The organism is Actinomadura sp. NTSP31 (assembly GCF_041951385.1).
Classification (GTDB): Bacteria; Actinomycetota; Actinomycetes; order Streptosporangiales; family Streptosporangiaceae; genus Spirillospora; species Spirillospora napierensis.
This window is the reverse complement of sequence record NZ_JBGNUT010000002.1, coordinates 126,415-148,986: the sequence shown is the minus strand read 5'-3', so window position 1 is coordinate 148,986 and position 22,572 is coordinate 126,415. Positions and strand designations below refer to the sequence as shown.

The following is a 22,572-nucleotide window of genomic DNA, read 5'->3' as shown; positions in this document are numbered from 1 at the left end:
TGCCGCATTGGCAATCGGGCGACGATGCGCCTAGCCTCTCGGGCATCATCGCGCGGCATCCCGGCGGCGACCGTCCCGCCCGGCCCGCGCGATCACGCTTCGGGCCGACAGGAGGTGACCGCGTGCAGGCGCTAAGCGTTCAGCAGCCGTGGGCGTTCGCGATCGCGCGTGGCGGGAAGAGCGTCTCGAACGAGAGCGCGCCGACCGCCTACCGCGGCCCGCTCCTCGTGCACGCCTCCATGCGGGTCGACCTCAAGGCGTGCGACTCGCCGCTGATCCAGGCCGCCGGCTGGGACCCGCGCGACCCGCTCGCCACCATCGGCGCCGTCATCGCCGTCGCCGAACTCGACGGCGTCTGCTCGGCCGCCGTGCGGGGCGGCTCGTGCGACTGCGGCCCGTGGGCCGACCCGGGGTCCCACCACTGGCATCTCGGCGGCGTCCGCGCCCTCCCCCGGCCCATCGTGGCCCTCGGCCGCAGCCCGGGCCTGTGGGAGCCGAAGCCGACGCTCGTGAACGAGATCAACTCGATGTTCGCGGCCACCGCCGCACTCGACCACTCGTCCTGAAGCCGTCGGCCGCCTCACCCGGTCGCCGCGGACCTCAGGCGGGCGAACTCGGCGGCGAGGCGGTCGAGCTGCCAGCTCGCGTTGAGGCCGCTCGGGTTGGGCAGGATCCACAGGCGCGCGGGGCCGAAGGCCTCCTCCTGCGGGCCGATCCGCGCGTCGGCGCGGCCGAACGCGGTGCGGTAGGCGGTGACGCCGCAGACGGCGAGGTAGGCGGGGCGGTGCCGCTCGACCAGGGCGGTGAGGCGGCGCCCGCCGTCGCGCAGCTCCTCGCCGGTCAGCTCGTCGGCGCGGGCGGTGGCGCGCGGCGCGAGGTTGGTGATGCCGAGGCCGTAGCCGGGCAGCAGGTCCTGCTCGGACGGGTGGAGCAGCCGGTCGGTGAAGCCGGAGCGGTGCAGCGCGGGCCAGAAGCGGTTGCCCGGGCGGGCGAAGTGGTGGCCGGTGGCGGCGGAGTACAGGCCGGGGTTGATGCCGCTGAACAGCACGCTCAGCGGCTCGCCGTCCGGGGGCAGGACGTCGGGGATCAGGCGGTCGCGGGCGGCCTCCAGGTCGGCCTTGGTGGGGCGCATCAGACCAGGTTACGGACGATCAGGACGGTCGCGGACGCGCCGACGACGATGAGCAGCGCGAGCCGGAGCCGGCCGGCGTCGAGGTAGCGGCGCAGCGGGCCGGCGGCGAGGAACCCGGCGAGGACGAACGGCAGGAGCTCCAGCCCGGCCGTGACCTGCCGGGCGGGCAGCCGCCCGGCGGCGGCGAGGGTGGCCAGGGACAGCAGCGCGCCGGCGATGAAGAAGACCGCCAGGGTCGCGCGGACGCGGGGGCCGCTCTCCCGCTGGTACAGCAGCGCGATCGGCGGGCCGCCGATGCCGGAGGCGGTGCCGGTGGTGCCGGAGATGACGCCGGCGACGGCGAGGGTGCGGCGGTTGCGCGGCACCTCGCGGGCCCACGTCGTCACGGCGAGCGCGGCGAGGACGGTGACGCCGATCGCGACGCCGAGGACGCGGTCCGGGGCGGCGGCCACCAGCCACACGCCGGCCGGGGTCCCGACGAGGCGCCCGCCGAACGCCCAGCCGAGCCCCCGCAGTTCGGCGTGCCGGACCTCCTGGGCGAGCGTCGCGACCGGCAGGGCGAGCGCGGTGACGAGGATCGCGCCCGGCATGAGGTCGGGGAACAGCATCGTCACGATCGGGGTGGCGACCAGGCCGACGCCGAGGCCGACGCTGCCCTGCACGATGGCGCCGAGCAGCGCGGCCAGGCCGCCGATCAGCAGGAAGTCGGGTGGGGGCACGGGATGGAACGGTACATCCCGACTTTTCCGACCTGCGATGGAGTATCAGGCGGAGGCGTCCGTGAGGGCCTTCAGCTGGTCGCCGGTCAGGGCCGTCCGCGCCACCCGCAGCAGCGGCTGGAGCTGCTCCAGCGTGCGGGCGCTCGCGATCGGCGCGGCCACGGTCGGCTGCGCGGCGAGCCAGGCGAGCGCCACCGTCGCGACGGGCGCCCCCTGCTCCTCGGCGACCAGGTCGAGGGCGGCCAGCACCCGGCGCCCGCGCTCGGTCTCCAGGTACTCCCCCGCCCGGCCGGCGCGCGGGCTGTCCACCTCCGACCCCGGGCGGTACTTGCCGGTCAGGAACCCCGACGCCAGGCCGTAGTACGGGACGCAGGCCAGGCCGTACCGCTCGGCGAGGTCGCGGCGCGGCCCCTCGTAGGTGTCGCGGGACACCAGGTTGTAGTGCGGCTGGATCGCCACGTACCGGGCGGTGCCCTCGCGCTCGCTGAACTCCAGCGACGCCTGGAGCCGGTCCGGCTCGATGTTGGACACCGCGATGTGGCGGACCTTGCCCGCGCGCACCAGCTCGTCCAGCGTCCCCATGATCTCCTCGACGGGGACGGACGGGTCGTCGAAGTGGGTGTAGTAGAGGTCGATCCGGTCGGTGCGCAGCCGCCTCAGCGAGTCGTCGGCGGCGGCCCGGATGTTCGCGGGCGCGAGGCCGCGCCGGTCGGGATGCCGCCCGACCTTCGTGGCGACCACGATGTCGTCGCGGTTGCGGCGCTCCGCCATCCAGTCGCCGATGATCGTCTCCGACTCGCCGCCCACGTTGCCCGGCGCCGAGGCCATGTAGGAGTCGGCGGTGTCGACGAAGTTGCCGCCGGCCGCCGCGTAGGCGTCGAGGATCTCGAAGGAGATGTCGCGGTCCGCCGTCCAGCCGAACACGTTGCCGCCGAGCGAGAGCGGGTGGACGGCCAGGTCGCCGATCTTCTTGGTGTCAGCCATGCTCCGATCCAATCAAACGGGTCCGCGGTCTCGGCTCCGGCCCGCGCCCGGCCGCCGGGCGCTAGACCGCCGTTCCGGTGTCGGCGGCCGCGAAGTGGCAGGCGGCCGGGTGGGACGTCCCCGCGCGGACGATCAGCTCCGGCACGTTCTCGGCGCACGTTTCGGCGGCCATGGGGCAGCGGGTGCGGAACCGGCATCCGGTCGGCGGCGACGCCGGCGACGGCACCTCACCCTCCAGGACGATCTCCCGGGCGGCGTCGCCCGGCCGGTCGCGCACCGACGGGACCGCCGACAGCAGCGCCCGCGTGTACGGGTGCCGGGGGTCGCCGAACACCTGGGCGGCGGTGCCCTGCTCGACGACGGTGCCGAGGTACATCACCGCGACCTCGTCCGCGATGTGCCGGACGACGTCCAGGTCGTGGGAGATGAACAGGTACGCCACGCCGAGTTCGGCCTGAAGGTCCGCCAGCAGGTTCAGGATCTGCGCGCGGACCGACACGTCCAGCGCCGACACCGCCTCGTCGCACACGATCAGCCGGGGCCGCAGCGCGAGCGCGCGGGCGATGGCGACGCGCTGGCACTGCCCGCCGGACAGTTCGTGCAGCCGCCGCGCGGCGTGCTCTGGCCGCAGGCCGACCAGATCCAGCAGGCGGGCGACCTCGGCGTCCTCGCGGTCGCGCGGCACGATGCCGGAATGGACCCGCCACCCCTCCGCGATGACCGCGGCGACGGTCATGCGGGGGTTCAGCGAGGTGTAGGGGTCCTGGAACACCATCTGGACGTCGCGGGCCACGCGGCGGCGCCGCCGGGGCGACAGCGACGCGAGGTCCGTCCCCGCGAACTCGATGGTCCCGGCGAACGCGGGGATCAGCCCCACGATCGCGCGCGCGAGCGTGGACTTGCCGCAGCCGGACTCGCCGACGACGCCGAGCGTCCGGCCCGCCCGGACGGTCAGGTCGAGCCCGGCGACGACGGGCACCCGCCGCCGGCCGAACCCGTGCCGGCCGGGCCGCTGGTAGCCGGCCTCCAGGCCGCCGACCCGCAGGACGACCTCGGCGTTCCCGGCCGGTGCCGCGGTGTCGTGCGCGGTCGCCGTCATCGGTCCTCCTCGACACTGGGGGCGGCACTGTGGCCGGCATTGGGAGCGGCGCTGTGGGCGGCGCTCACCTCGTCGGCGTGGTGGCAGGCGACGGACCGGCCGCCGCTTTCGGCGAGCGGCGGGTCCTCGTCCCGGCACACGTCCGTCGCGAACGGGCAGCGGGGATGGAAGGCGCAGCCGCCGGGCGGGCGCCGCGGATCCGGTGGCAGGCCGGGGACGGGCGTCAGCCGGTCGCCGTCCGCCCCGTCCGGGATGGCCTGGAGCAGGCCCAGCGTGTACGGGTGGGCGGGCCGCGTGTAGACGGCGTCCAGCGGGCCCTGCTCCACGATCCGTCCCGCGTACATCACCGCGACCTCGTGGGCCATCCGCGCCACCACGCCGAGGTCGTGCGAGACCAGCAGCGTGGCGAGCCCGGCCTCCTCCTGGCGGCGGGCCAGCAGGCGCAGGATCTGCGCCTGGACGGTCACGTCGAGGGCGGTGGTGGGCTCGTCGGCGAGCAGCACGGACGGGCCGAGCGCCAGCGCCATCGCGATCACGGCGCGCTGCCGCATGCCGCCGGAGAACTCGTGCGGATGGTCGCCGTAGCGCGTCTCGGCGTCGGCGATGCCGACCTCGCGCATCAGCGCGACGGCCCGCTCGCGCGCCTCCCGGCGGCCCAGGCCGAGGCGCCGGCGGAACGGCTCGGCGATCTGGCGGCCGACGGCGAAGCCGGGGTTGAGCGCGGCCATCGGGTCCTGGAAGACCATGGCGATGCGGCTGCCGCGCGCCTCGCGCCACTGCCGCGCGGAGAAGCCGGCGGTGTCGTCGCCGCCGAGGACGACGCTTCCAGCGGTGATCTCGGCGCCGGGCGGCAGGAGCCCGATGAGGGCGAGGGACGTGAGGCTCTTGCCGCTGCCGGACTCGCCGACGAGGGCCAGCACCCGTCCGGGGCGCAGCCGCAGCGTGACGCCCCGGACGACGGGGGTGACGTGCCGGCCGGAACGGAACCCGATGTGGACGTCGCGCATCTCCGCGGCGGCGTCCTCGCCGGGTGGGGTGGGGACGGGGTGGACGGCTGACATGGTCATGGGGTGGTCTCGCCTCTCAGAGCTGGGCCCGGGGGTCCGTCAGGTCGCGGAAGGCGTCGCCGACGAGGCCGACGCCGGTGACCACGGCGGCCAGCGCGATCGCGGGCATGGTGGAGATCCACCAGGCGGAGCCGAGGTAGTCGCGGCCCGCCGAGACGGTGGCGCCCCAGGAGGCCTGGTCGGGCGGGATGCCGAGGCCGAGGAAGCTCAGCGACGCCTCCGCGACCATCACCAGGCCGATCTGGACGGTCGCGGCGACCAGCAGCGGCTGCCAGCACGACGGCAGCACGTGCCGCACGAGGATCCGCAGGTGGCCGGCGCCGAGGACGCGGGCGGAGTCGACGAACTCCAGGTCCCGCGTCGCGAGCGCGGAGGCCCGCACGACCCGGGCGAACACGACCCACCGGGTCACGGCGAGGGTGATGACGACGTTGGTGACGCTCGGGCCGAGGACCCCGGCGATGAGGATCGCCAGCAGGATCGACGGGAACGCCAGCTGGACGTCCCCGACGCGGGACAGGACGGCGTCGACCCAGCCGCCGAAGTAGCCGGACACGAGCCCGGCGACGAGCCCGACGGCGCCGCCGGCGAGCACGGTCGCGGCGCCGACCAGCAGGGACACGCGGCTGCCGGCGAGCAGGCTGGTGAGCATGTCGCGCCCGACCTGGTCGGTGCCGAGCCAGGCGACCGACCCGTCCCCGAGCCGGGATCCGGGCGGCAGGAGCCGGTGCGGCAGGTCGGTCGCGACCGGGTCGTAGGGCATCAGGACCGGTCCGAGGAGCGCGGCCAGGACGAACAGCCCGACGACGGCGAGCCCGATCCACGCCCGCGCCGGCAGCCTGCGCCGGCGGGGCTCGGCGGCGGCCGGCGCGGACGCGGGGGCGGGCGCGGGCGCGGGGGCGATGGCGCTCATGGTGTGCTCCCGTTCATGCGTTCTGCGGGGTGAGGCGCGGGTCGAGGGCGACGCACAGGACGTCGACGACGAGGTTCAGCGCGATGTAGCAGACCGTGATCGTCACGATGGCGGCCTCGACCACGGCGTAGTCGCGGTTGGTGATGGCGTCGACCATCAGCGAGCCGAGGCCGGGCCAGGAGAACACCACCTCGACGATGACGGCGTTGGCGATGAAGTTGCCCATCAGCAGGCCGAGGACGGTCACGACGGGCAGCGCGATGTTGCGGGCGACGTGCACGTACAGCACGGCGCCCTCGCCGGTGCCCTTGGCGCGCGCGGTGCGGACGTAGTCCTTGCCGATCTCCTCCAGGGCGCCGTTGCGGACGAGCCGGGCGAGCCAGCCGACGAACGGCAGCGCGAGCGTCACCGACGGCAGGATCACCGCCTCGGGGCCGCCGCCCGCGGTGCTGGGCAGCCAGTGCAGCTGCCGCGCGAACAGCAGGATCAGCACGATGCCGAGCCAGAACGACGGCAGCGCCTGCCCGACGAGGGACCCGGCGGAGACGAGGGCGTCGAGGATCCGGCCGGGCCGCCGTGCGCACGCCATGCCGAGCGGGAAGCCGACCGCGAGGGTGATGACGAGGGCGAGCGCGGCGAGCGCGAGGGTCGCGGGGAAGCGGTCGAGGGTGGCGCTCATGGCGCTGCCGCCGAGCCGCCACGAGTCACCGAAGTCGCCGTGCAGCACCTCGCCCATGTGCGTGAGGTACTGCCGCCACAGGGGCTTGTCGAGGCCGAAGTCGGCGCGGACGGAGGCGAGCTGGTCGGCGCTCGCGTCCGGACCGAGGATGAGGGTGGCGGGGTCGCCGGGGACGATCCGCACGACCACGAACACCAGCGTGACGGCGCCCCAGGCGACGAGGACGGCCTGGCCGGCGCGGCGGAGCAGGAAGCGGCCCATCAGGACGTCCTCCCGGTCCGGGCGCCGGAGGGCGCGGGCCCCGCGGTCGAGGCGCGGACGACGAGGTCGGCCTCCAGCAGCGTGCGGCTCGGCGCCTCCGCGGGCGGCGCCCCCGCGGGAGGGGCGCCCGCCATCCGCTCCAGCAGCAGGTCGACGGCGGTCGTGCCGACGCGCGCGGCGGGCAGCCGGACGGTGGTCAGCGGCGGCGCGAGGTAGGCGGCGAACGGGTGGTCGCCGTGCCCGGCGACGGCGACGTCCCCGGGGATGGACAGGCCGTGCTCGGTGAACGCCCGGTACAGGCCGAGCGCGAAGTAGTCGTTGCCGGCCAGCACGGCGGAGCCGGGCTCGATCCGGGCGGCGAGCCGGCGGCCGATCGCGTAGGAGTCGATCGGGTCCCAGGGCTGCGAGCTGGCCTCCCGGCGGCGGGTCGGCACCCGCAGGACGTGGTCGTCGCTGACGGTTATGCCGCGCTCGTCCAGCACGGCGCGGAAGCCGCGGATCCGCTCGGCGACCGGGGAGATGTCCAGGTCCTCCTCGACCAGGTACAACTCGCGGGCGCCGCCGTCCACCAGGTGCTCGGTGGCGCGGCGGGCGCTGTCGTAGTAGTCGACGCCGACCAGGTCGGCGTCCAGGCCGGGCAGGTCGCGGTTCAGCAGCAGGACGGGCGTGCCGGACTTGCCGAGCCGCTCCCAGTGGTCGATGCCGTGCTGCACGGGGACGGCGAGGACGCCGTCGACGCCCCAGCGCATCAGCTCCTCGGCGACGCGCCGCTCGTTCTCGGCGCTGTCCTCGGTGACCATGAGCATCAGCGAGTAGCCGTGCACCCGGCCGCGCTCCTCGATCGCGCTGATGAGCCGGGCGTAGAACGGGTTGGAGGGGTTGGTGATGACCAGGCCGATCGTCATGGCGTTCTGGAGCACCAGCGATCGCGCCATCGTGTTCGGCACGTAGCCGAGCCGGTCGGCCTCGGCCCGGACCCGTTCCCGGGTCTCGGCGCTCACCGCGTCCTTGCCGGCGAGGGCGCGGGAGACGGTGTTGACCGACAGGTCGAGCGCGGCGGCGATGTCGCGCAGGGTGGCCCGGCGGCGCGGCGTCATGGCGTCCTCCTCGTGACCGTGGACAGGTCGGGCTGGTTGTTCGCGGCCGGGGTGAACCCGGTGATCCCGGTGCCGAGGCCGTAGGCGGTGGTGAGCGCGGCGGGGAAGATCCCGACGGCGTCGTCCCAGACGATCCGGCACGCGTCGGCGTACAGCCGGGCCCGGTCGTCGGATTCGGCGGCCTGCCCGGCCGCGGCGAGGATCTTGTCGAGGCCGGGGTTCTTGTAGCCCATCCGGTTCGCCTTGGAGGTGTAGAGCCGGCCGAGGGTGAAGGCCGCGTCCCCGGTCGTCACGGTGTTGGTCTGCAGCTCCATGTCCCAGTCGAGGGTGTTGAGGCGCTGCAGCCACTGGGCCTTCTCGATGCTCTGCGGCCGGACGGTCACCCCGACGTCCTTCCACGCCGAGATCATCGACTGGGCGAGTTCGCGGGCGAGCGGGCCGGTGGCGTCGAACCACATCATCGTGGTCTCGAACCCGTCGCCGAGCCCCGCGTCCCGCAGCGCCTTGCGGGCGGCACCGGGGTCGTGGGCGTAGGGCCGCTGCGCGGCGTGGCCGAACACCGTGGACGGGATCGGCGCGTCCATCCGCTGCGCGCCCGCCCCGAACAGGTTCCCGACGATCTCGTCCATGTCGAGGGCCTGCACCATGGCCCGCCGGACGCGCGGGTCGGTGAACGGCTTGCGCCCGCAGTTGAACCAGGTCAGGTAGTACGTCCAGCTCGGCACCGACGCGACCCGCACGCCGTGCTTGCCCTTCACCTCGCCGAGCTGGTCGGACGGGACGGGCCACAGCAGGTCGACGTCGCCGTTGCGCAGCGCCGTGATCGCGCTGGACGTCTCGGCGATGAACGGCATCGAGATGCCCGGGAGCCCGGCGGCCCCCGCCCAGTACCCGTCGAAGCGGGCCAGCTCGACTTCGGTGGACGGGGTGAACCCGGTGACCCGGAACGGCCCGGAGCCGACGGGGCGGCGCTTCTGCGCCGGGTCCGCGACCAGCTTCGCCGGCACGATGAACAGCAGGGTGAGGTTCACCGGCAGCGTCCCCATCGGCCCGTCCGTGACGAACGTGACCGTGGTGTCGTCGTCGGCCCGCGCGGACTTCACGGTCGCCCACAGCGCGCTCTGCGCCGACTTGACCGCCTTGGTCCGTTCGAGGCAGGCGACGACGTCGCGGGCCGTCAGCGGGCTGCCGTCATGGAACCGCACCCCGGACCGCAGCCGGAACACCCAGGTGGTGTCGTTCTCGCGCCGCCACGACGCGGCCAGGCCCGGCACGAGCCGGCCGGCCGCGTCGCGGCGGACGAGGGTGTCGAAGACCAGCCGCTTGACGATCAGCGACGCCTCGTCCACCGCGGTGCCCGCGTTGTACGGGTCGAGGTCGGTGACCGGCTGCCCGAACGCGGCGCGCAGCGACCCGCGCGGCGCGGCCGCGCCCGCGCCCGCGCCGCCGCAGCCGCCGAGCGCCACGGCCGAGGCGCCGAGGCCGGCCAGCGCGAGGAACTCGCGCCTTCGCAGGTCCATGACGGCGCTCCCTCAGCTCTTCAGCGCGAGATAGATCATCACGGTGGCGGCGGGGCCCGTCTCCGGCACGGGGCCGTCCGCCTCGGGCCCGTCGGCCACGACGGTGCCCTTCAGCCGCAGCCAGCCGCCGAAGCCGGCCGACTCCCAGCTGACCAGGTCGCCGGTGATCTCGCGTCCGGCGTCGAGGTCGCACCAGTGCAGGCCGTCGGGCGAGATCTGGGTCGTCACCCGCAGCCGGGTGCCGGCGCCGGTCCGCTTCAGCGTCCGGACGAACCAGCGCGCCTCCGCGGCCCAGGCCGCCTCGTAGGGTTCCGTCGCGAACTCGCCCGCCAAAGTGCGGTTGCGCTCCAGGACGGCCGTGAACGACTCGCGCATGCTGCCGGGGCTCCTCACCAGTCCGCCGAGATCAGTACCGAGTCCAGGTACAGGAAGTTGCGCACGTCGGTGTGCGTCCTGACCGAGACGTAGAAGTTGAGCAGATTCTGCAACGACCCGTACTCCTCGGCGTACGGCGGGACGGGCACGTCGCGCATGTCGTACACGGTGTCGTTGACCTGCAGCTCGATGTTCGAGCGGGTGCTCGTGTCGATCACCCACCGCACGTAGTGCCAGTTGACCTTGGTCGGCACCTCGTTGTAGCAGAGCTCCTGCGGCCCGCCGAACGCCTTCCAGTCGTCCGGGTCGGGGGCGGTGAAGTCCGCGGTCGGCGGCAGCTTCAGCTTGCCCTCGAAGTGCTCGCGCGGCGTCGGCTCGGGCACCGTCGGGTAGACCCACTCGCGGCGCAGGTCGTTGTCCAGGTCGGTGTTCAGGTACCGGGCGACGCAGTGGTAGCGGACGCCGTCGCAGATGTCGGTCGCGATGGTGAACGCGCCGAACTGCTGCTCGGACGGGTGCAGGTTCGCGTCCCACTCCCCCGCGCCCGCCTTGGTCGCCGCCTGGTTCTCCTCCGACGCCGCCTCGGTCTTGAAGGTCAGGTACGCCTCGAACTGCACGCGGCCGCGTCCCGCCATCGTCAGGCGGCGGATCGCGACGCCGGTGTGGCCGGCGACCGGCCGGGTGGCGACCTTCAGCGCGTAGGTCCCCGACATCGCGCCGTGCGTGCCGACGTCGAAGAAGTTGCACGAGCTGAGCTGCGGGGGCCGGAAGTCGCGCATGTGGTCGTCGACGGTGTCGAGGTTCCCGTGCCCGTCGTAGTTGCCGAGCAGCTCGATCCAGCCGTGCGTGCCGGTGTTGAAGTCGTCGTGGACGAGGATCCGGTCCAGCGGGTCGAACCGGGACAGCGCGGGGTCGGCCTTGCGGAGCTCGGCGGCCAGGGAGCGTCCGCTCACGGGGGTGGTCATCGGGCGGGTCCCTCGATCCTCACGGTGGCGTCCACCAGGTTGTGGTCCGAGCGCAGCAGGTCGCGCGCCTCGCCCGCCTGCGCGGTGGTCTGCGGCACGAGCGTCCACTGCCGGACGGGCGTGCCGGCCTTGACGAAGATGTGGTCGATCTTGTCCTCCGACTTCGGCAGCGGGATCTTCCCGCCGTTGAACGAGGCGTACTCGGCGTTGGTGCGCCGGTTCGCCGGGGCGGCCTCGAAGGAGTCCGCGTAGCCGAGGTCGGCGAACGCGTCATAGGCGCTGGCGCCGTCCTCCTTGGACGCGGAGTTCATGTCGCCCGCGAACACGATCGGCAGCCGCCGCGTGGACGGGTTGTCGCGGGTGAGGTACTCGACGGTGCGGGTCGCGTCGGCGTAGCGGACCTGGTCCCAGTTCTTCGTCCAGCCGTTGGGGTCGGTCGCCCCGTTCTTGCGGTACTCCAGGTGCATGTCGACGACGACGAACCGGGTGCCGGTGCGGCGCTCGCGCAGGACGTTCCACGTCATCGTCTTGCCGTAGATCTCGGTGGAGTCCGGCAGCCACAGCAGGTCGTGCGGGAGGGCCTTGCCGCGCTCGTCCTCGGCGGAGAACCGGCGGGCGTCGTAGTAGGTGAACCGGCCGGCGCCCGACTTGAGCGGGTAGCCGTACCAGGGGTTGCGGGTTCCCGCGTAGTCCGCGGGCGCCTCGGCGTAGCCGCGCGCCCGCATCGCCGCGGTCAGCGGCGCGCGGAACGACTCGACGTCCACGCCCGGCTGGGTCGGCGTGGGGTTGTTGCCGATCTCCTGGGTGACGACGACCCCGGCGCGGGCGCGGACGACGTCGTCGGCGACCTTCGCGGCGCGGCCGTCCGCCCAGGGGGCCAGCTTGGTCGCGCAGTCGCGGCCGATGGTGTCGACGCAGGCCTGCTCGGTCGGCAGGCAGCCGTGCCCGCACGTGTTGTAGGTGGCGATCCGCAGGTCGAAGCCGCGGGCGTGCCGGCCCGGCGCGGCGGCCTGCGCGGCGGACGCGGGGACGAGCACCGCGGCCGCGCAGGCCGCCGCGGCGAGCGCCGCGGCCGGGCGGGCGGGGAGACGGGGGGTCCTCATGCTGGAGGGGGCCTTCCGGTGTCGGCTGAGTCACATTAACGTTCACGTGATCGTTCACACACCTTCGATGGCCGAGCCCCGTTCTGTCAAGAGGGGAATCGGGAACGCGGGTCAGCGGCCCCCGCCGCCAAGGCGGGCCGCCGCCTGGTCGGAGAGGGCGCGGGCCAGGTCGGCGGCCTGCGCGTCACCGAGCGGTTCGTGCCCGACGAGGACGCGGTACCACAGCACTCCGTAGACCTGGTCGACCATGAGGGCGAGGTCGGCGCCGTCCGCGATCTCGCCCCGGTCGCGGGCCCGTTCCAGCAGCCCGGACAGGACGCGGCGCCGCGACTCGACGAACGTCCGCATGTGCTCGCGGGCGTGCGGGTCGCGCTGCGCCTCGGCCATCGTGTTGCGCAGCACGGACGCGGTGAGCCGCTGGCCCGCGCCCCGGAACGTCGCGGTCAGGAACGCCTCGAGGTCGCCGCGGAGCGTTCCGGTGTCGGGCACGGGGATGTCGGCGCCCGCGCGCTCGGCCATCGCCTCCAGCAGCACCGCGCCCTTGGACGGCCACCAGCGGTAGATCGTCTGCTTGCCGACGCCGGCGGCGGCGGCGAGCGAGTCGATCGTGACCGGGGCGCCGTCGTCGCGGGCCAGCAGGTCGACGGCGACGTCGAGGATCGCGCGCCGCGCCGCCTCGTTGCGCCGCCGCCCGGTGTGCGGGCGTCGCCTGTCACTCATGGCACCACCCTACCCATTTGACGAGACCGCGAGTCTCGATGAATACTTGTCGAGACACAAGGTCTCGACAATAAGGAGCCGGCCATGTCGCTCACCGGAAAGCGCACGCTCGTGTTCGGCGGCACCTCGGGCATCGGCGCGGCCACCGCCGCGCTGTTCGCCGCGCAGGGCGCCGACGTCGTGATCACCGGCCGGGACGAGGAGCGGCTCGCCAAGGCCGCGGCCGGCGGCCTCACCGCCCGCCGCGTCGACGCCTCCTCGCAGGACGAGGTGACCGCGTTCTTCGCCGAGGACACCCGCTACGACCACCTCGTCCTCGCGCTGAGCGGAGGCTCCGGCGCCGGCCCGTTCGCCACCCTGGACCTGGCCGACCTGCGGCACGGCTTCGAGGCGAAGTTCTGGCTGCACCTGCGGATCGTCCAGGCGGCGCTGCCCCGCCTCGCCGAGGACGGCTCGGTCACCTTCATCACCGCCTCGTCGGCCCGCGCCGCACTGCCCGGAACGTCCGGGCTCGCCGCGATCAACGGCGCCCTGGAGGCGATGGTGCGGCCGCTGGCGACCGAGCTGGCGCCGCGGCGGATCAACGCCGTCTCCCCCGGCGTCATCGAGACGCCGTGGTGGGACGCGATGCCCGCCGAGCAGCGGGACGCGATGTTCGCCGACCACGCCGCCGCGCTGCCGGTCGGTCGCGTCGGGCGTCCCGAGGACGTCGCGCAGGCGATCCTGCTCACCGCGGCCAACGGCTTCGTCACCGGCCAGGTCATCGAGTGCAACGGGGGGCTCAGCCTGCCGACCGGGCGCTGACCGCGTCCCGGACGCCGCGCTGCTCGCCGGTACGTCCCGACCCGCATCCCCGCCGCCTCCGGCGAATGAGAACGGGCCGCCTCCCCGCTCGGGGGAGGCGGCCCGCCTTCACGCCGGTCCTACTTGCGGATCAGGTTCCGCAGGACGTACTGGAGGATGCCGCCGTTGCGGTAGTAGTCCGCCTCACCGGGGGTGTCGATGCGGACGTCGGCCTTGAACTCCTTGCCGTCCGCCTTCACCGTCACCTCGTCCGGGATGCCGCCCTCGTTGAGGGCCGTGACGCCGGTGATGTCGAACGTCTCGGTGCCGGTCAGGCCGAGGGACTCCGCCGAGTCGCCCTCCTTGAACTGCAGCGGGAGGACGCCGAGGCCGATCAGGTTCGAGCGGTGGATGCGCTCGTACGACTGCGCGATGACGGCGCGGACGCCGAGCAGCGCGGTGCCCTTGGCGGCCCAGTCGCGGGACGAGCCGGAGCCGTACTCCTTGCCGGCGAGGACCACCAGCGGGGTGCCCTGCGCGGCGTAGTTCTGCGCGGCGTCGTAGATGAACGACTGCGGCGCGCCGTCCTGGGTGAAGTCGCGGGTGTAGCCGCCCTCCACGTCGTCCAGCAGCTGGTTGCGCAGCCGGATGTTGGCGAACGTGCCGCGGATCATCACCTCGTGGTTGCCGCGGCGCGAGCCGTAGGAGTTGAAGTCCTTCACCGCGACGCCGTTGTCCTGCAGGTACTGCGCGGCGGGCGTGCCGACCTTGATGGACCCGGCGGGCGAGATGTGGTCGGTGGTGACCGAGTCGCCGAGCTTGGCGAGCACCCGCGCGCCGTGGATGTCGGTGACCGGCTCCGGGTCGGCGCCCATGCCGTCGAAGTACGGCGCCTTGCGGACGTAGGTGGACGCCTCGTCCCACTCGAAGATGTCGCCGGTCGGGATCTCCAGGCCGCGCCAGCGCTCGTCGCCCTTGAAGACGTCGGCGTAGTCCTTGGTGAACATCTCCTGGCCGATGGACGACTCGACGATCTCGGCGACCTCCTCCGGCGCGGGCCAGAGGTCGCGCAGGTACACCGGGCCGTCGGTGCCCTCGGCGATCGGGTCGTTGAGGATGTCGATGTCCATCGTGCCGGCCAGCGCGTAGGCGATGACCAGCGGCGGGGACGCCAGGTAGTTCATCTTCACGTCGGGGCTGATGCGGCCCTCGAAGTTGCGGTTGCCGGACAGCACCGCGGTGACCGCCAGGTCGTTGTCGTTGACGGCCTTGGAGATCTCCGGCTGCAGCGGGCCGGTGTTGCCGATGCAGGTGGTGCAGCCGTACCCGACCAGGTTGAAGCCGATCTTGTCGAGGTACGGGGTGAGGCCGGCGCGCTCGTAGTAGTCGGTGACGACCTGGGAGCCCGGCGCCAGCGAGGTCTTCACCCACGGCTTGCGGGTCAGGCCCCGCTCGACGGCGTTCTTGGCCAGCAGCGCCGCGGCGATCATCACGTACGGGTTGGAGGTGTTGGTGCAGGACGTGATGGCGGCGACGGCGACGTGGCCGTGGTCGAGCTCGAAGCTCGTGCCGTCGTCCAGCGTGACCGGCACCCGGTTGTGCGGCCGGCCCGAGCCGTCGGCGTCGACGTGGCGCGGCTTGTCGCCGTTGCCGCCGTGCTCGATGGCCGGGGAGTCGGACGCGGGGAACGACTCGTCGGACGCCTCGTCCGCCGGGCCCAGCACGCTCTTCACGTAGTTCTGCACGTCGCGGCGCCACGTCTGCTTGGCGGCCGACAGCGAGATGCGGTCCTGCGGGCGCTTCGGGCCGGCCAGCGACGGGACGACCGTGCCGAGGTCCAGCTCGAGGTACTCGGAGAAGTCCGGCTCGACCGACGGGTCGAGCCACATGCCCTGCTCCTTGGCGTACGACTCGACGAGCGCGATCTGCTCCTCGCTGCGGCCGGTGAGCCGCAGGTACTTCAGCGTCTCGTCGTCGATCGGGAAGATCGCGCAGGTGGAGCCGAACTCGGGGCTCATGTTGCCGATCGTGGCGCGGTTGGCCAGCGGCAGCGCGTGCACGCCCTCGCCGTAGAACTCCACGAACTTGCCCACCACGCCGTGCTCGCGCAGCATCTCGGTGATGGTCAGCACCAGGTCCGTCGCGGTGGTGCCGGCGGGCAGCTCACCGGTCAGCTTGAAGCCCACCACCCGCGGGATCAGCATGGAGATCGGCTGGCCGAGCATCGCGGCCTCCGCCTCGATGCCGCCGACGCCCCAGCCGAGCACGCCGATGCCGTTCTCCATCGTCGTGTGCGAGTCGGTGCCGACACAGGTGTCCGGGTAGGCGACGCCGTCCCGGTCGAACACCACGCGGGCCAGGTGCTCGATGTTCACCTGGTGCACGATGCCCGTCCCCGGCGGGACGACCTTGAACTCGTCGAACGCCGTCTGCCCCCAGCGCAGGAACTGGTAGCGCTCCTTGTTGCGCTCGTACTCGACCTGCACGTTGCGCTCGAAGGCCTGCGGCGAGCCGAAGTACTCGACGATGACCGAGTGGTCGATGACCATCTCGGCCGGCGCCAGCGGGTTGATCTTCGTCGGGTCGCCGCCCAGGTCCCGCACGGCCTCGCGCATCGTCGCCAGGTCCACCACGCACGGCACGCCGGTGAAGTCCTGCATGATCACCCGGGCCGGGGTGAACTGGATCTCCTTGCTGGGCTGCGCCTTGGCATCCCACTGGGCCAGCGCGCGGATGTGCTCGGCGGTGACGTTCGCGCCGTCCTCGGTGCGCAGCAGGTTCTCCAGCAGCACCTTCAGGCTGTACGGGAGACGGGCCGAGCCCTCGACCGCGTCCAGCCGGTAGATGTCGTACGACTTGCCGCCCACCTGAAGCCTGCTCAGGCTGCCGAAGCTGTTCGCGGACACGGACTCCTCCTCCGTCACACGCCGCGCGTCCGGTCCGGGACATGACCGCGCGGCGCACGCTCATCGTGATCTTCAATGTGCGCCCGCCCGCGCGGCCGGCGCGGGTCGGGCGGCGCGGCGCGCGACGAGGCGGGTGTGCTCGTCTACCTTGATCCTGCCCTAGTCAAGCCCCTGACCGGGAACCGGGTCCGCCTAACTCTCGCAGGATTTTTCTTGATGTCAAGATACATCCAATTTATCTCGACATCGAGCTACTTACCACCCTACGGCAGCCCCGCCCCCGGGCGGGCCGGCGCCTCCGAGGCTCTTCAGGTCCGGTCGGGGCGGACGATGTACCAGGCACCGGCGGGGGTCGTCCAGACGAGGAGGCCGGGCCAGATCTGGTGGAGCGTCCACCCCGGGCTCTGCTTGAGCCGGTGATGCCTCCGGCAGAGCGGCGCGAGGTTGCACCGGCAGGTCGATCCGGGCCGCCACGGGATCGTGTGGTCGAGGTCGCACCTGCGCGAAGACCGGTTGCAGCTCGGGAACGCACACGTGGCATGCCGGGTCTCGATCTCACGCCGCAGAGCCGCCGAGGGCCGGTAACCGGGCCGCCCGTGCTCCTCCCCGTCGCCCCGGCAGACCGCGTCCCGCCGTTCCGCGAGGTCGTCATGGATCCGCTGCGCCGCCTGCCGGACGGCAGCGGGCAGTGCCTCCAGCGATACGTGGGCACGCACCTCAGCAAGCCGCCGCTCGACCATGGCCGCCAACGCGGGAACCGCCACATCCTCTGCCGCTTGCGACTCCGGGGGCTCCTCGACGGCCTCGGCAAGTAATACGCGAACGGAATCCGAGAACTCGGCGCCACCGAGAAGCCGCTTGGCCAGATCGACACGCAGGACACCGAGAGACCGCGCGTCCCCGTCCGCCTTGAGGCCGCGCGCCGCCGCGCTGAGCTTGTTGTAGATGGCGTGGACCTCTTCCGGCGGAAGGTCGCACAGGGCCAGGTTCGCCGTACCGGACGGGTTCTCCCACACCTCCAGCCGCCGCCCCCGCACCGCGTCACGCTTGCGCTCCTCAACCGCTTCGGGAGCGAGCCGACGGGCCATCCGGGTGATGCGACGACGCAACTGCCCCGACGTCTGACCGGACGCCTTCTCCAGGGCCACGGCTTCGAGCCGTCCGGCGACGTCCCCGGAAAGGCTCTCGGTGACATCGCAGATGACCCGGGCCTTTGCGAGATCGATGCGCCCGGCCTCCAGCGCTTGCCGGGTGCCGGGCAGCCCGTCCGCGAGCCGCTCGGCCAGGTGGACGAGTGCGGCGGCGGCGTTACCGGTGACGGCCAGCGCCGCCGCCACCTCGTCGGTGACCGATTCGTGCGCCGACAGAACCCGTGGATCGTCCTCGGAAGCACCATCGGCACGCCGTCCCGCCAACTCGGCGATCGCGGCCAGCTCACGAGCCTGCGCCCACGACGTCTGACGCCGCGCGGCGGCGGCGACCTCCAACAACTCCCCGTCGGTCAGATCCGCCAGCCGCTCTTTGCCACCCGAAAGGCAAACGGCCAATTGCGGGCCCGGCGGAAACCAACTCCGCCCCTCCCACTCACGCACTTCACCCACAACTCCGACAGGCAACCCCACGGCAACTCACCCCCCATCACAACGCTCCCTCAAATTATAATGCCCACCTCAAAACAAGGCGACAGACAATCCAGACAAGCCACATTAAAGCCACAACATTTTTCCAAAACAATTCCGCCCCAACAAAAGATCAGCCCCACCCCCAGTAGACCGTCTTTTTCGCGCAGCGCGAAGCGCTGCGCGTGCAGTAAGCCGCACCCCGCAGCAACCAGAGCGTGAACACCAACCCGAAGCCGACCACCGCAACCCCGGGCCCAGCAACCACCAACTAACAGAAACAAGCAAGCCAACCCGCAGGAGCCACCTCAGCCACGCGACCACCGCAACCACACTTATCCGATAAAAAAAGGCGCGCCACAAACGAAGCCAGAGCGAGGGGCGAGCAGATCCGCACGCTACTCGCAGACCGCGCTCGAAACGGACGATCCACGCAGCGGAGATACGGAACGGCGGCCACCAACACAACCCCCACGTACGCGTGCGCAACCACCCGGTCCCCTGTCCACCGAATGGAAGCCCCCACCGCTGGGCCGGACCGTAGTGATCAACGCGTCCGCGGCCTCGTAGACGCCGTCGCCGTCGCCCATGGCCGGCATCGCGATGAACCACCGGACGACCTGGACCGCGGTCGACGGGTCCGCCCAGCCCATCCCGGTACCAGTTCGCGACGGCGAACATGGCCGGCACATGACCGCCCTTGGCCGCATGGACGTACCACGCCATGCCCTCTTCATCTCGGTCCACCTCGGTGAGCATGTTGCCCCGCAGCGCGCCGACCTCGGAGATCCCGGGTAGCACGGAACCCCTCGTCCGGACGCGAAGAGATGCCCGAACCCCGCAACGTCCCCCGCCGAGCCGCCTCACCAGCACGAACCAGTTCCACAGGCGACGCCCCGGACCCCGAAGCCCCTGACGGCACAGCATCACTCATACCGCCGATCTTGGCCAACCGGCGAGGACCCGCACCGCCCGTTCCGACGGCCTCGCCCCCTTGACGACCAGAATCTGACAGTGCACTATCACTTGCAAGTCCACTGTCACTTTGAGGAGAAGCCATCATGACGAGCCGGGAACCGGACCGCTCCGCCCGCCGGTGGTGGGCGCTGGCGGCGCTCACGCTGAGCGTGCTGATCGTGGGCCTGGACGGGACGATCATCAACGTCGCGCTGCCCACGCTGTCGGACGAGCTGGGCGCGACCAGCGCGCAGCTGCAATGGATCGGCGGCGGCTACCTGCTGGCGCTGTCCGTCGGGATGCTCCCGGCGGGGCTGCTCGGCGACCGGTTCGGCCACCGGCGCCTGCTGCTGGGCGGGATCGCGCTGTTCGGGCTGGCGTCGGCGGCCGGGGCGCTGGCGGGGACGGCCGGGCAGGTGATCGCGGCGCGCGCGGTCCTCGGCCTCGGCGCGGCGATGATCACTCCGCTGTCGATGGCGATCCTGCCGCGCGTGTTCGGCAAGGACGAGCTGCCGCGCGCGATCGGCGTGTGGACGGCGGCGACGGCGGTCGGGATGCCGATCGGCCCCCTCGTCGGCGGATGGCTGCTCGACCACTTCTGGTGGGGTTCGGTGTTCCTGTTCAACGTCCCCGTGACGGTGCTCGCCGCGGCCGCGTGCCTGCGGCTGCTCCCGGCGGACGGCCCGCGCGCCCGCAACACCAAGCGGTTCGACTACCTCGGAACCTTGCTCGGCACGCTCGGCATCACCGTGCTCGTCTACGGGACCATCCAGGTGCCCGGGCACGGCTGGGGCAGCCCGTCCGTGCTGGCACCGCTCGCCGCCGGCACCGTCCTGCTCGTGCTGTTCGTGCGGCGGCAGCGGCGGACGCCCGCGCCGCTGGTCGATCTCGGCCTGTTCGCGGACGGGACGTTCCGCTGGGGGTCGGTGATCACCGTCTTCGTCAATTTCGCGGTGATGGGGCTGCTGTTCGTCGTCCCGCAGTACCTGCAGGCCGTGCTGGGCAACGACGCGTTCGGCAGCGGGCTGCGGCTGCTGCCGCTGATCGGCGGGCTGATGGCGGCGGCGACGCTGGCGGAACCGCTCGTCCCGCGGCTCGGCGCCCGCGTCGTGATCCCGGCGGGACTGCTGCTGCTGGCCGGCGGCGCCCTCCTCGGCGCCACCACGGGCCCCGGCGACGGTTACGCCCTGGCCGCCGGGTGGCTCTCGATGGCGGGCCTCGGGTTCGGGCTGGCGGTCGTCCCGGCGACGAGCATGGTGATCGGGTCGCTTCCGGAGGACGGCCCCGGCACCGGGACGAGCCTGCTGGAGACGATCCAGCAGCTCGGCGGGGTGCTGGGCGTCGCGGCGCTCGGCAGCGTCCTCAACGCCGGCTACCTCGCACGGCTGTCCCTGCCGGGCCTCCCGGACGCGGCGGCGAAGGCGGCGCGCGGCTCGGTGACCGGCGCGGACGCGGTGGCGGAGCGGCTCCACGACCGTGCGCTGCTCGCCTCGGCGCACGGCGCGTTCGTCCACGGGATGGACCTGACCCTGCTGGTCTGCGCCGCGGCGGCCGTCCTCGCCGCCGGTCTCGCGCTCGCCTTCCTGCCCGGCCGCTCGAAGACCGCGCAGCCCGCCTCCCCGAACACCGCACGGCAAGCCCGCACCGCCACCGCGCAACCGGAGACTCCCGCGCGCGCGGGAGAATTGCCGGCATGAGCACCAGGGAGACCCCGGCCAACACGTGCGGGCTGCGCGAGCGCAAGAAGGCGAAGACCCGGGTGGCGATCCGCCAGGCCGCGTACCGGCTGTTCGCCGAGCGGGGCTACGAGGCGACGACCGTCGACCAGATCGCCGAGGCGGCCGAGGTCTCCCCCAGCACGTTCTTCCGCTACTTCCCGGCGAAGGAGGACGTGATCCTCTCGGACGAGTACGACGGGGCGCTCGCCGAGGCGCTCGCGGCGCGGCCGGCGGACGAGCCGGTCGTGCAGGCCGTCCGGCGCTCGATGACCGAGTCGTTCGGCCGGGTGCTGGAGGCCGACCGCGAGGAGCTGTTCACCCGGATCCGGCTCACCTTCACCGATCCCGGCATCCGGGCGCGCGCGATGGACGAGCAGCTGCGCAACCAGGACGCGGTGGCGGCGGCGATCGCCGAGCGGACCGGCCGCGACGCCGCGGACCTGGAGGTGAGGTGCGCGGCGGCGGCGCTCATCGCGGTCTCGATGACGGTGATGCGGCACTGGGTGGACGGCGGCGGCGCCGAAGACCTGATAGCCCTGTACGACCACCACCTGGGCATCCTCTTCGAGGGCCTACGCCTCTGACGAGAGGGCACACCGCCGCGACCCGACACCGAGGACGCCCACCAGCGCTGCCGGATGCCGCTCGCCTCTCCCCCCGCCCTGCCCGGCCCCGCCCGGCCACCTCGCCCTCGCCGCTGCGGCCCGTTGATGATCGCGCCACAGCCACCGCACGCGCCCTGAACCCGCCTCAGCAGCGCCATCTTTTCCACGGCGAGATAGCCCATGTTCATGGTGACCGCCGCGTTCCCCAATACGAGAACCACAACAACCGAAATACCCCCATGCATCCCAAATCCTCCGCAGCCCCCACCCCCGTAGCCGTCATCGCCATGAGCCCGACCATCACCCCCACCACATGCCGGTTCCCCGCATATCCGGACTTCCTCCCGGAAGGGGCTTTACGCGGATGATGGGCTGTTCAATGGCCCAGACGCCGGGAACTCTGGAACGGTTCAGCCCGGGACACGCGGCGCTTCAATAAGTCCATACCTTGGCCAGAGTTTCTTTAGTGCCGGACCGGCCAATCTCACAAAGGTGATCACCGATTCACCCTGGAGCGCGTTCGACCACGATCGCATGCTGGACGCGCTGGCGGCGCGGGAGAACTTTCCCGTCGCGGCCCGGCTGCTGCCCGCGCGGCACCGCGACGACCTGCGGGCCGTCTACGGTTACGCGCGCCTCGTCGACGACATCGGGGACGAGGCGCCGCCCGCGCAGCGCGCGGACCTGCTGGCCCTGGTCGACGACGACCTGGACCGGGTCTACAAGGGCGGGACGCCGAAGCTGCCGCAGCTGCGCCGGCTGGCCGGCACGGTGCACGCGCACCGGATCCCGGCCGAGCCGTTCCGGCGGCTGGTCGAGGCCAACCGGCAGGACCAGGTCGTCCACCGCTACGAGACGTTCGACCAGCTGGTGGAGTACTGCGCGCTGTCGGCCGACCCGGTGGGCCGGATCGTGCTGCACGTGTTCGGCGCCCACGACGCCGGGCTGGAGCGGGCGTCGGACAAGGTCTGCACGGCGCTGCAGATCATCGAGCACTGCCAGGACGTCGCGGAGGACCACCGCGACGGGCGCGTGTACCTGCCGGCCGAGGATCTGCGCCGGTTCGGCTGCGCGGACGGCGACCTGACCCGGGCGGTGACGCCGACGCGGCTGCGCGGGGTGCTGGCGCTGGAGGCCGGGCGCGCCGCCGGCCTGCTGGACGAGGGCGCGGCGGCGCTGATGAAGGGGCTGACCGGCTGGGCCCGGGTCGCCGTGGGCGGCTATGTCGCCGGCGGGCGGGCGGCGCTGGCGGCGCTGGCCGGCGCCGGTTACGACGTGCTCGCGCATCCGCCGCGCCCCCGCCGGGCCGCCGTGCTGGCCGGGTGGGCGCGCGCACTTGGAAGGGGCTGA

At 72.8% G+C, this 22,572-nt stretch carries 20 protein-coding genes; 5 read left to right on the top strand and 15 right to left on the bottom strand.

Features of this window, described 5'->3' with window-relative positions; translation table 11 throughout:
* The first annotated feature begins 122 nt into the window (after positions 1 to 122).
* Complete coding sequence (locus ACA514_RS03555; protein WP_375039519.1) at positions 123 to 566, top strand: hypothetical protein; 444 nt, start codon at positions 123 to 125, stop codon at positions 564 to 566.
* 14 nt (positions 567 to 580) lie between these two features.
* Here the strand turns inward: ACA514_RS03555 and mug are convergent, their stop codons facing one another.
* The 13 genes from mug to ACA514_RS03490 form a co-directional block, all read right to left on the bottom strand.
* A complete protein-coding gene (gene mug, locus ACA514_RS03550; RefSeq protein WP_375039518.1) occupies positions 581 to 1,132 on the bottom strand; it encodes a G/U mismatch-specific DNA glycosylase in 552 nt (183 codons plus the stop codon).
* Positions 1,132 to 1,851 carry a sulfite exporter TauE/SafE family protein gene (locus tag ACA514_RS03545; protein ID WP_375039517.1) on the bottom strand — a complete coding sequence of 240 codons (720 nt, stop codon included), beginning with the start codon at positions 1,849 to 1,851 and terminating at the stop codon, positions 1,132 to 1,134. Before ACA514_RS03545 ends, mug begins: the two co-directional genes overlap by 1 nt.
* A 45-nt stretch (positions 1,852 to 1,896) precedes the next feature.
* Complete coding sequence (locus ACA514_RS03540) at positions 1,897 to 2,835, bottom strand: aldo/keto reductase (protein ID WP_375039516.1); 939 nt, start codon at positions 2,833 to 2,835, stop codon at positions 1,897 to 1,899.
* Between the two features lie 61 nt (positions 2,836 to 2,896).
* On the bottom strand, positions 2,897 to 3,934 hold the full coding sequence (locus tag ACA514_RS03535) for an ABC transporter ATP-binding protein (RefSeq protein WP_375039515.1): 1,038 nt from the start codon (positions 3,932 to 3,934) through the stop codon (positions 2,897 to 2,899).
* Entirely contained in the window at positions 3,931 to 5,001 is a 1,071-nt protein-coding gene (locus ACA514_RS03530) for an ABC transporter ATP-binding protein (protein WP_375039514.1), read from the bottom strand. The genes ACA514_RS03535 and ACA514_RS03530 overlap by 4 nt, the downstream gene beginning before the upstream one ends.
* A 16-nt stretch (positions 5,002 to 5,017) precedes the next feature.
* Entirely contained in the window at positions 5,018 to 5,914 is an 897-nt protein-coding gene (locus ACA514_RS03525; RefSeq protein ID WP_375039513.1) for an ABC transporter permease, read from the bottom strand.
* A 13-nt stretch (positions 5,915 to 5,927) separates the two neighbouring features.
* Positions 5,928 to 6,854 (bottom strand): ABC transporter permease, encoded by a 927-nt coding sequence (locus ACA514_RS03520; RefSeq protein WP_375039512.1) that lies wholly within the window; start codon positions 6,852 to 6,854, stop codon positions 5,928 to 5,930.
* Positions 6,854 to 7,951, bottom strand: a complete 1,098-nt coding sequence (locus ACA514_RS03515; protein WP_375039511.1) for a LacI family DNA-binding transcriptional regulator — start codon at positions 7,949 to 7,951, stop codon at positions 6,854 to 6,856. Before ACA514_RS03515 ends, ACA514_RS03520 begins: the two co-directional genes overlap by 1 nt.
* Complete coding sequence (locus ACA514_RS03510; protein ID WP_375039510.1) at positions 7,948 to 9,471, bottom strand: ABC transporter substrate-binding protein; 1,524 nt, start codon at positions 9,469 to 9,471, stop codon at positions 7,948 to 7,950. Before ACA514_RS03510 ends, ACA514_RS03515 begins: the two co-directional genes overlap by 4 nt.
* A gap of 12 nt (positions 9,472 to 9,483) precedes the next feature.
* Positions 9,484 to 9,846: a hypothetical protein gene (locus ACA514_RS03505; protein ID WP_375039509.1), complete on the bottom strand. Its 363-nt coding sequence runs from the start codon at positions 9,844 to 9,846 to the stop codon at positions 9,484 to 9,486.
* 14 nt (positions 9,847 to 9,860) lie between these two features.
* Positions 9,861 to 10,811, bottom strand: a complete 951-nt coding sequence (locus tag ACA514_RS03500; protein ID WP_375039508.1) for a DUF6772 family protein — start codon at positions 10,809 to 10,811, stop codon at positions 9,861 to 9,863.
* The gene (locus ACA514_RS03495; protein WP_375039507.1) at positions 10,808 to 11,914 is read right to left on the bottom strand and encodes a hypothetical protein; all 1,107 of its coding nucleotides are present in this window, start codon (positions 11,912 to 11,914) and stop codon (positions 10,808 to 10,810) included. Before ACA514_RS03495 ends, ACA514_RS03500 begins: the two co-directional genes overlap by 4 nt.
* 111 nt (positions 11,915 to 12,025) lie before the next feature.
* Positions 12,026 to 12,634 (bottom strand): TetR/AcrR family transcriptional regulator, encoded by a 609-nt coding sequence (locus tag ACA514_RS03490; RefSeq protein ID WP_375039506.1) that lies wholly within the window; start codon positions 12,632 to 12,634, stop codon positions 12,026 to 12,028.
* Between the two features lie 84 nt (positions 12,635 to 12,718).
* Between ACA514_RS03490 and ACA514_RS03485 the strand changes: the two genes are divergently transcribed.
* The gene (locus ACA514_RS03485) at positions 12,719 to 13,438 is read left to right on the top strand and encodes an SDR family oxidoreductase (RefSeq protein ID WP_375039505.1); all 720 of its coding nucleotides are present in this window, start codon (positions 12,719 to 12,721) and stop codon (positions 13,436 to 13,438) included.
* A 119-nt stretch (positions 13,439 to 13,557) separates the two neighbouring features.
* On the opposite strand, the gene ACA514_RS03480 is transcribed toward ACA514_RS03485, so the two are convergent.
* Both ACA514_RS03480 and ACA514_RS03475 read right to left on the bottom strand, forming a co-directional pair.
* Positions 13,558 to 16,323 carry an aconitate hydratase gene (locus ACA514_RS03480; protein ID WP_375039504.1) on the bottom strand — a complete coding sequence of 922 codons (2,766 nt, stop codon included), beginning with the start codon at positions 16,321 to 16,323 and terminating at the stop codon, positions 13,558 to 13,560.
* A 308-nt stretch (positions 16,324 to 16,631) separates the two neighbouring features.
* Positions 16,632 to 17,915 carry a DUF222 domain-containing protein gene (locus ACA514_RS03475; protein WP_375039503.1) on the bottom strand — a complete coding sequence of 428 codons (1,284 nt, stop codon included), beginning with the start codon at positions 17,913 to 17,915 and terminating at the stop codon, positions 16,632 to 16,634.
* A gap of 1,088 nt (positions 17,916 to 19,003) precedes the next feature.
* Here ACA514_RS03475 and ACA514_RS03470 point away from each other — a divergent pair.
* From ACA514_RS03470 to hpnC, 3 genes are all read left to right on the top strand, one after another.
* The gene (locus tag ACA514_RS03470) at positions 19,004 to 20,596 is read left to right on the top strand and encodes an MFS transporter (RefSeq protein WP_375039502.1); all 1,593 of its coding nucleotides are present in this window, start codon (positions 19,004 to 19,006) and stop codon (positions 20,594 to 20,596) included.
* Positions 20,593 to 21,201: a TetR family transcriptional regulator gene (locus ACA514_RS03465; RefSeq protein WP_375039501.1), complete on the top strand. Its 609-nt coding sequence runs from the start codon at positions 20,593 to 20,595 to the stop codon at positions 21,199 to 21,201. Before ACA514_RS03470 ends, ACA514_RS03465 begins: the two co-directional genes overlap by 4 nt.
* A gap of 513 nt (positions 21,202 to 21,714) precedes the next feature.
* Positions 21,715 to 22,572 (top strand): squalene synthase HpnC, encoded by an 858-nt coding sequence (gene hpnC / locus ACA514_RS03460; RefSeq protein WP_375039500.1) that lies wholly within the window; start codon positions 21,715 to 21,717, stop codon positions 22,570 to 22,572.

Coding starts and splice junctions, on each gene's coding strand:
- ACA514_RS03490 (WP_375039506.1), bottom strand. CDS start 12,634: ATGAGTGACAGGCGACGCCCGCACACCGGGCGGCGGCGCAACGAGGCG.
- ACA514_RS03510 (WP_375039510.1), bottom strand. CDS start 9,471: ATGGACCTGCGAAGGCGCGAGTTCCTCGCGCTGGCCGGCCTCGGCGCC.
- ACA514_RS03485 (WP_375039505.1), top strand. CDS start 12,719: ATGTCGCTCACCGGAAAGCGCACGCTCGTGTTCGGCGGCACCTCGGGC.
- ACA514_RS03495 (WP_375039507.1), bottom strand. CDS start 11,914: ATGAGGACCCCCCGTCTCCCCGCCCGCCCGGCCGCGGCGCTCGCCGCG.
- ACA514_RS03530 (WP_375039514.1), bottom strand. CDS start 5,001: ATGACCATGTCAGCCGTCCACCCCGTCCCCACCCCACCCGGCGAGGAC.
- ACA514_RS03465 (WP_375039501.1), top strand. CDS start 20,593: ATGAGCACCAGGGAGACCCCGGCCAACACGTGCGGGCTGCGCGAGCGC.
- ACA514_RS03520 (WP_375039512.1), bottom strand. CDS start 6,854: ATGGGCCGCTTCCTGCTCCGCCGCGCCGGCCAGGCCGTCCTCGTCGCC.
- ACA514_RS03500 (WP_375039508.1), bottom strand. CDS start 10,811: ATGACCACCCCCGTGAGCGGACGCTCCCTGGCCGCCGAGCTCCGCAAG.
- ACA514_RS03515 (WP_375039511.1), bottom strand. CDS start 7,951: ATGACGCCGCGCCGCCGGGCCACCCTGCGCGACATCGCCGCCGCGCTC.
- ACA514_RS03470 (WP_375039502.1), top strand. CDS start 19,004: ATGACGAGCCGGGAACCGGACCGCTCCGCCCGCCGGTGGTGGGCGCTG.
- ACA514_RS03535 (WP_375039515.1), bottom strand. CDS start 3,934: ATGACGGCGACCGCGCACGACACCGCGGCACCGGCCGGGAACGCCGAG.
- ACA514_RS03540 (WP_375039516.1), bottom strand. CDS start 2,835: ATGGCTGACACCAAGAAGATCGGCGACCTGGCCGTCCACCCGCTCTCG.
- ACA514_RS03505 (WP_375039509.1), bottom strand. CDS start 9,846: ATGCGCGAGTCGTTCACGGCCGTCCTGGAGCGCAACCGCACTTTGGCG.
- ACA514_RS03525 (WP_375039513.1), bottom strand. CDS start 5,914: ATGAGCGCCATCGCCCCCGCGCCCGCGCCCGCCCCCGCGTCCGCGCCG.
- mug (WP_375039518.1), bottom strand. CDS start 1,132: ATGCGCCCCACCAAGGCCGACCTGGAGGCCGCCCGCGACCGCCTGATC.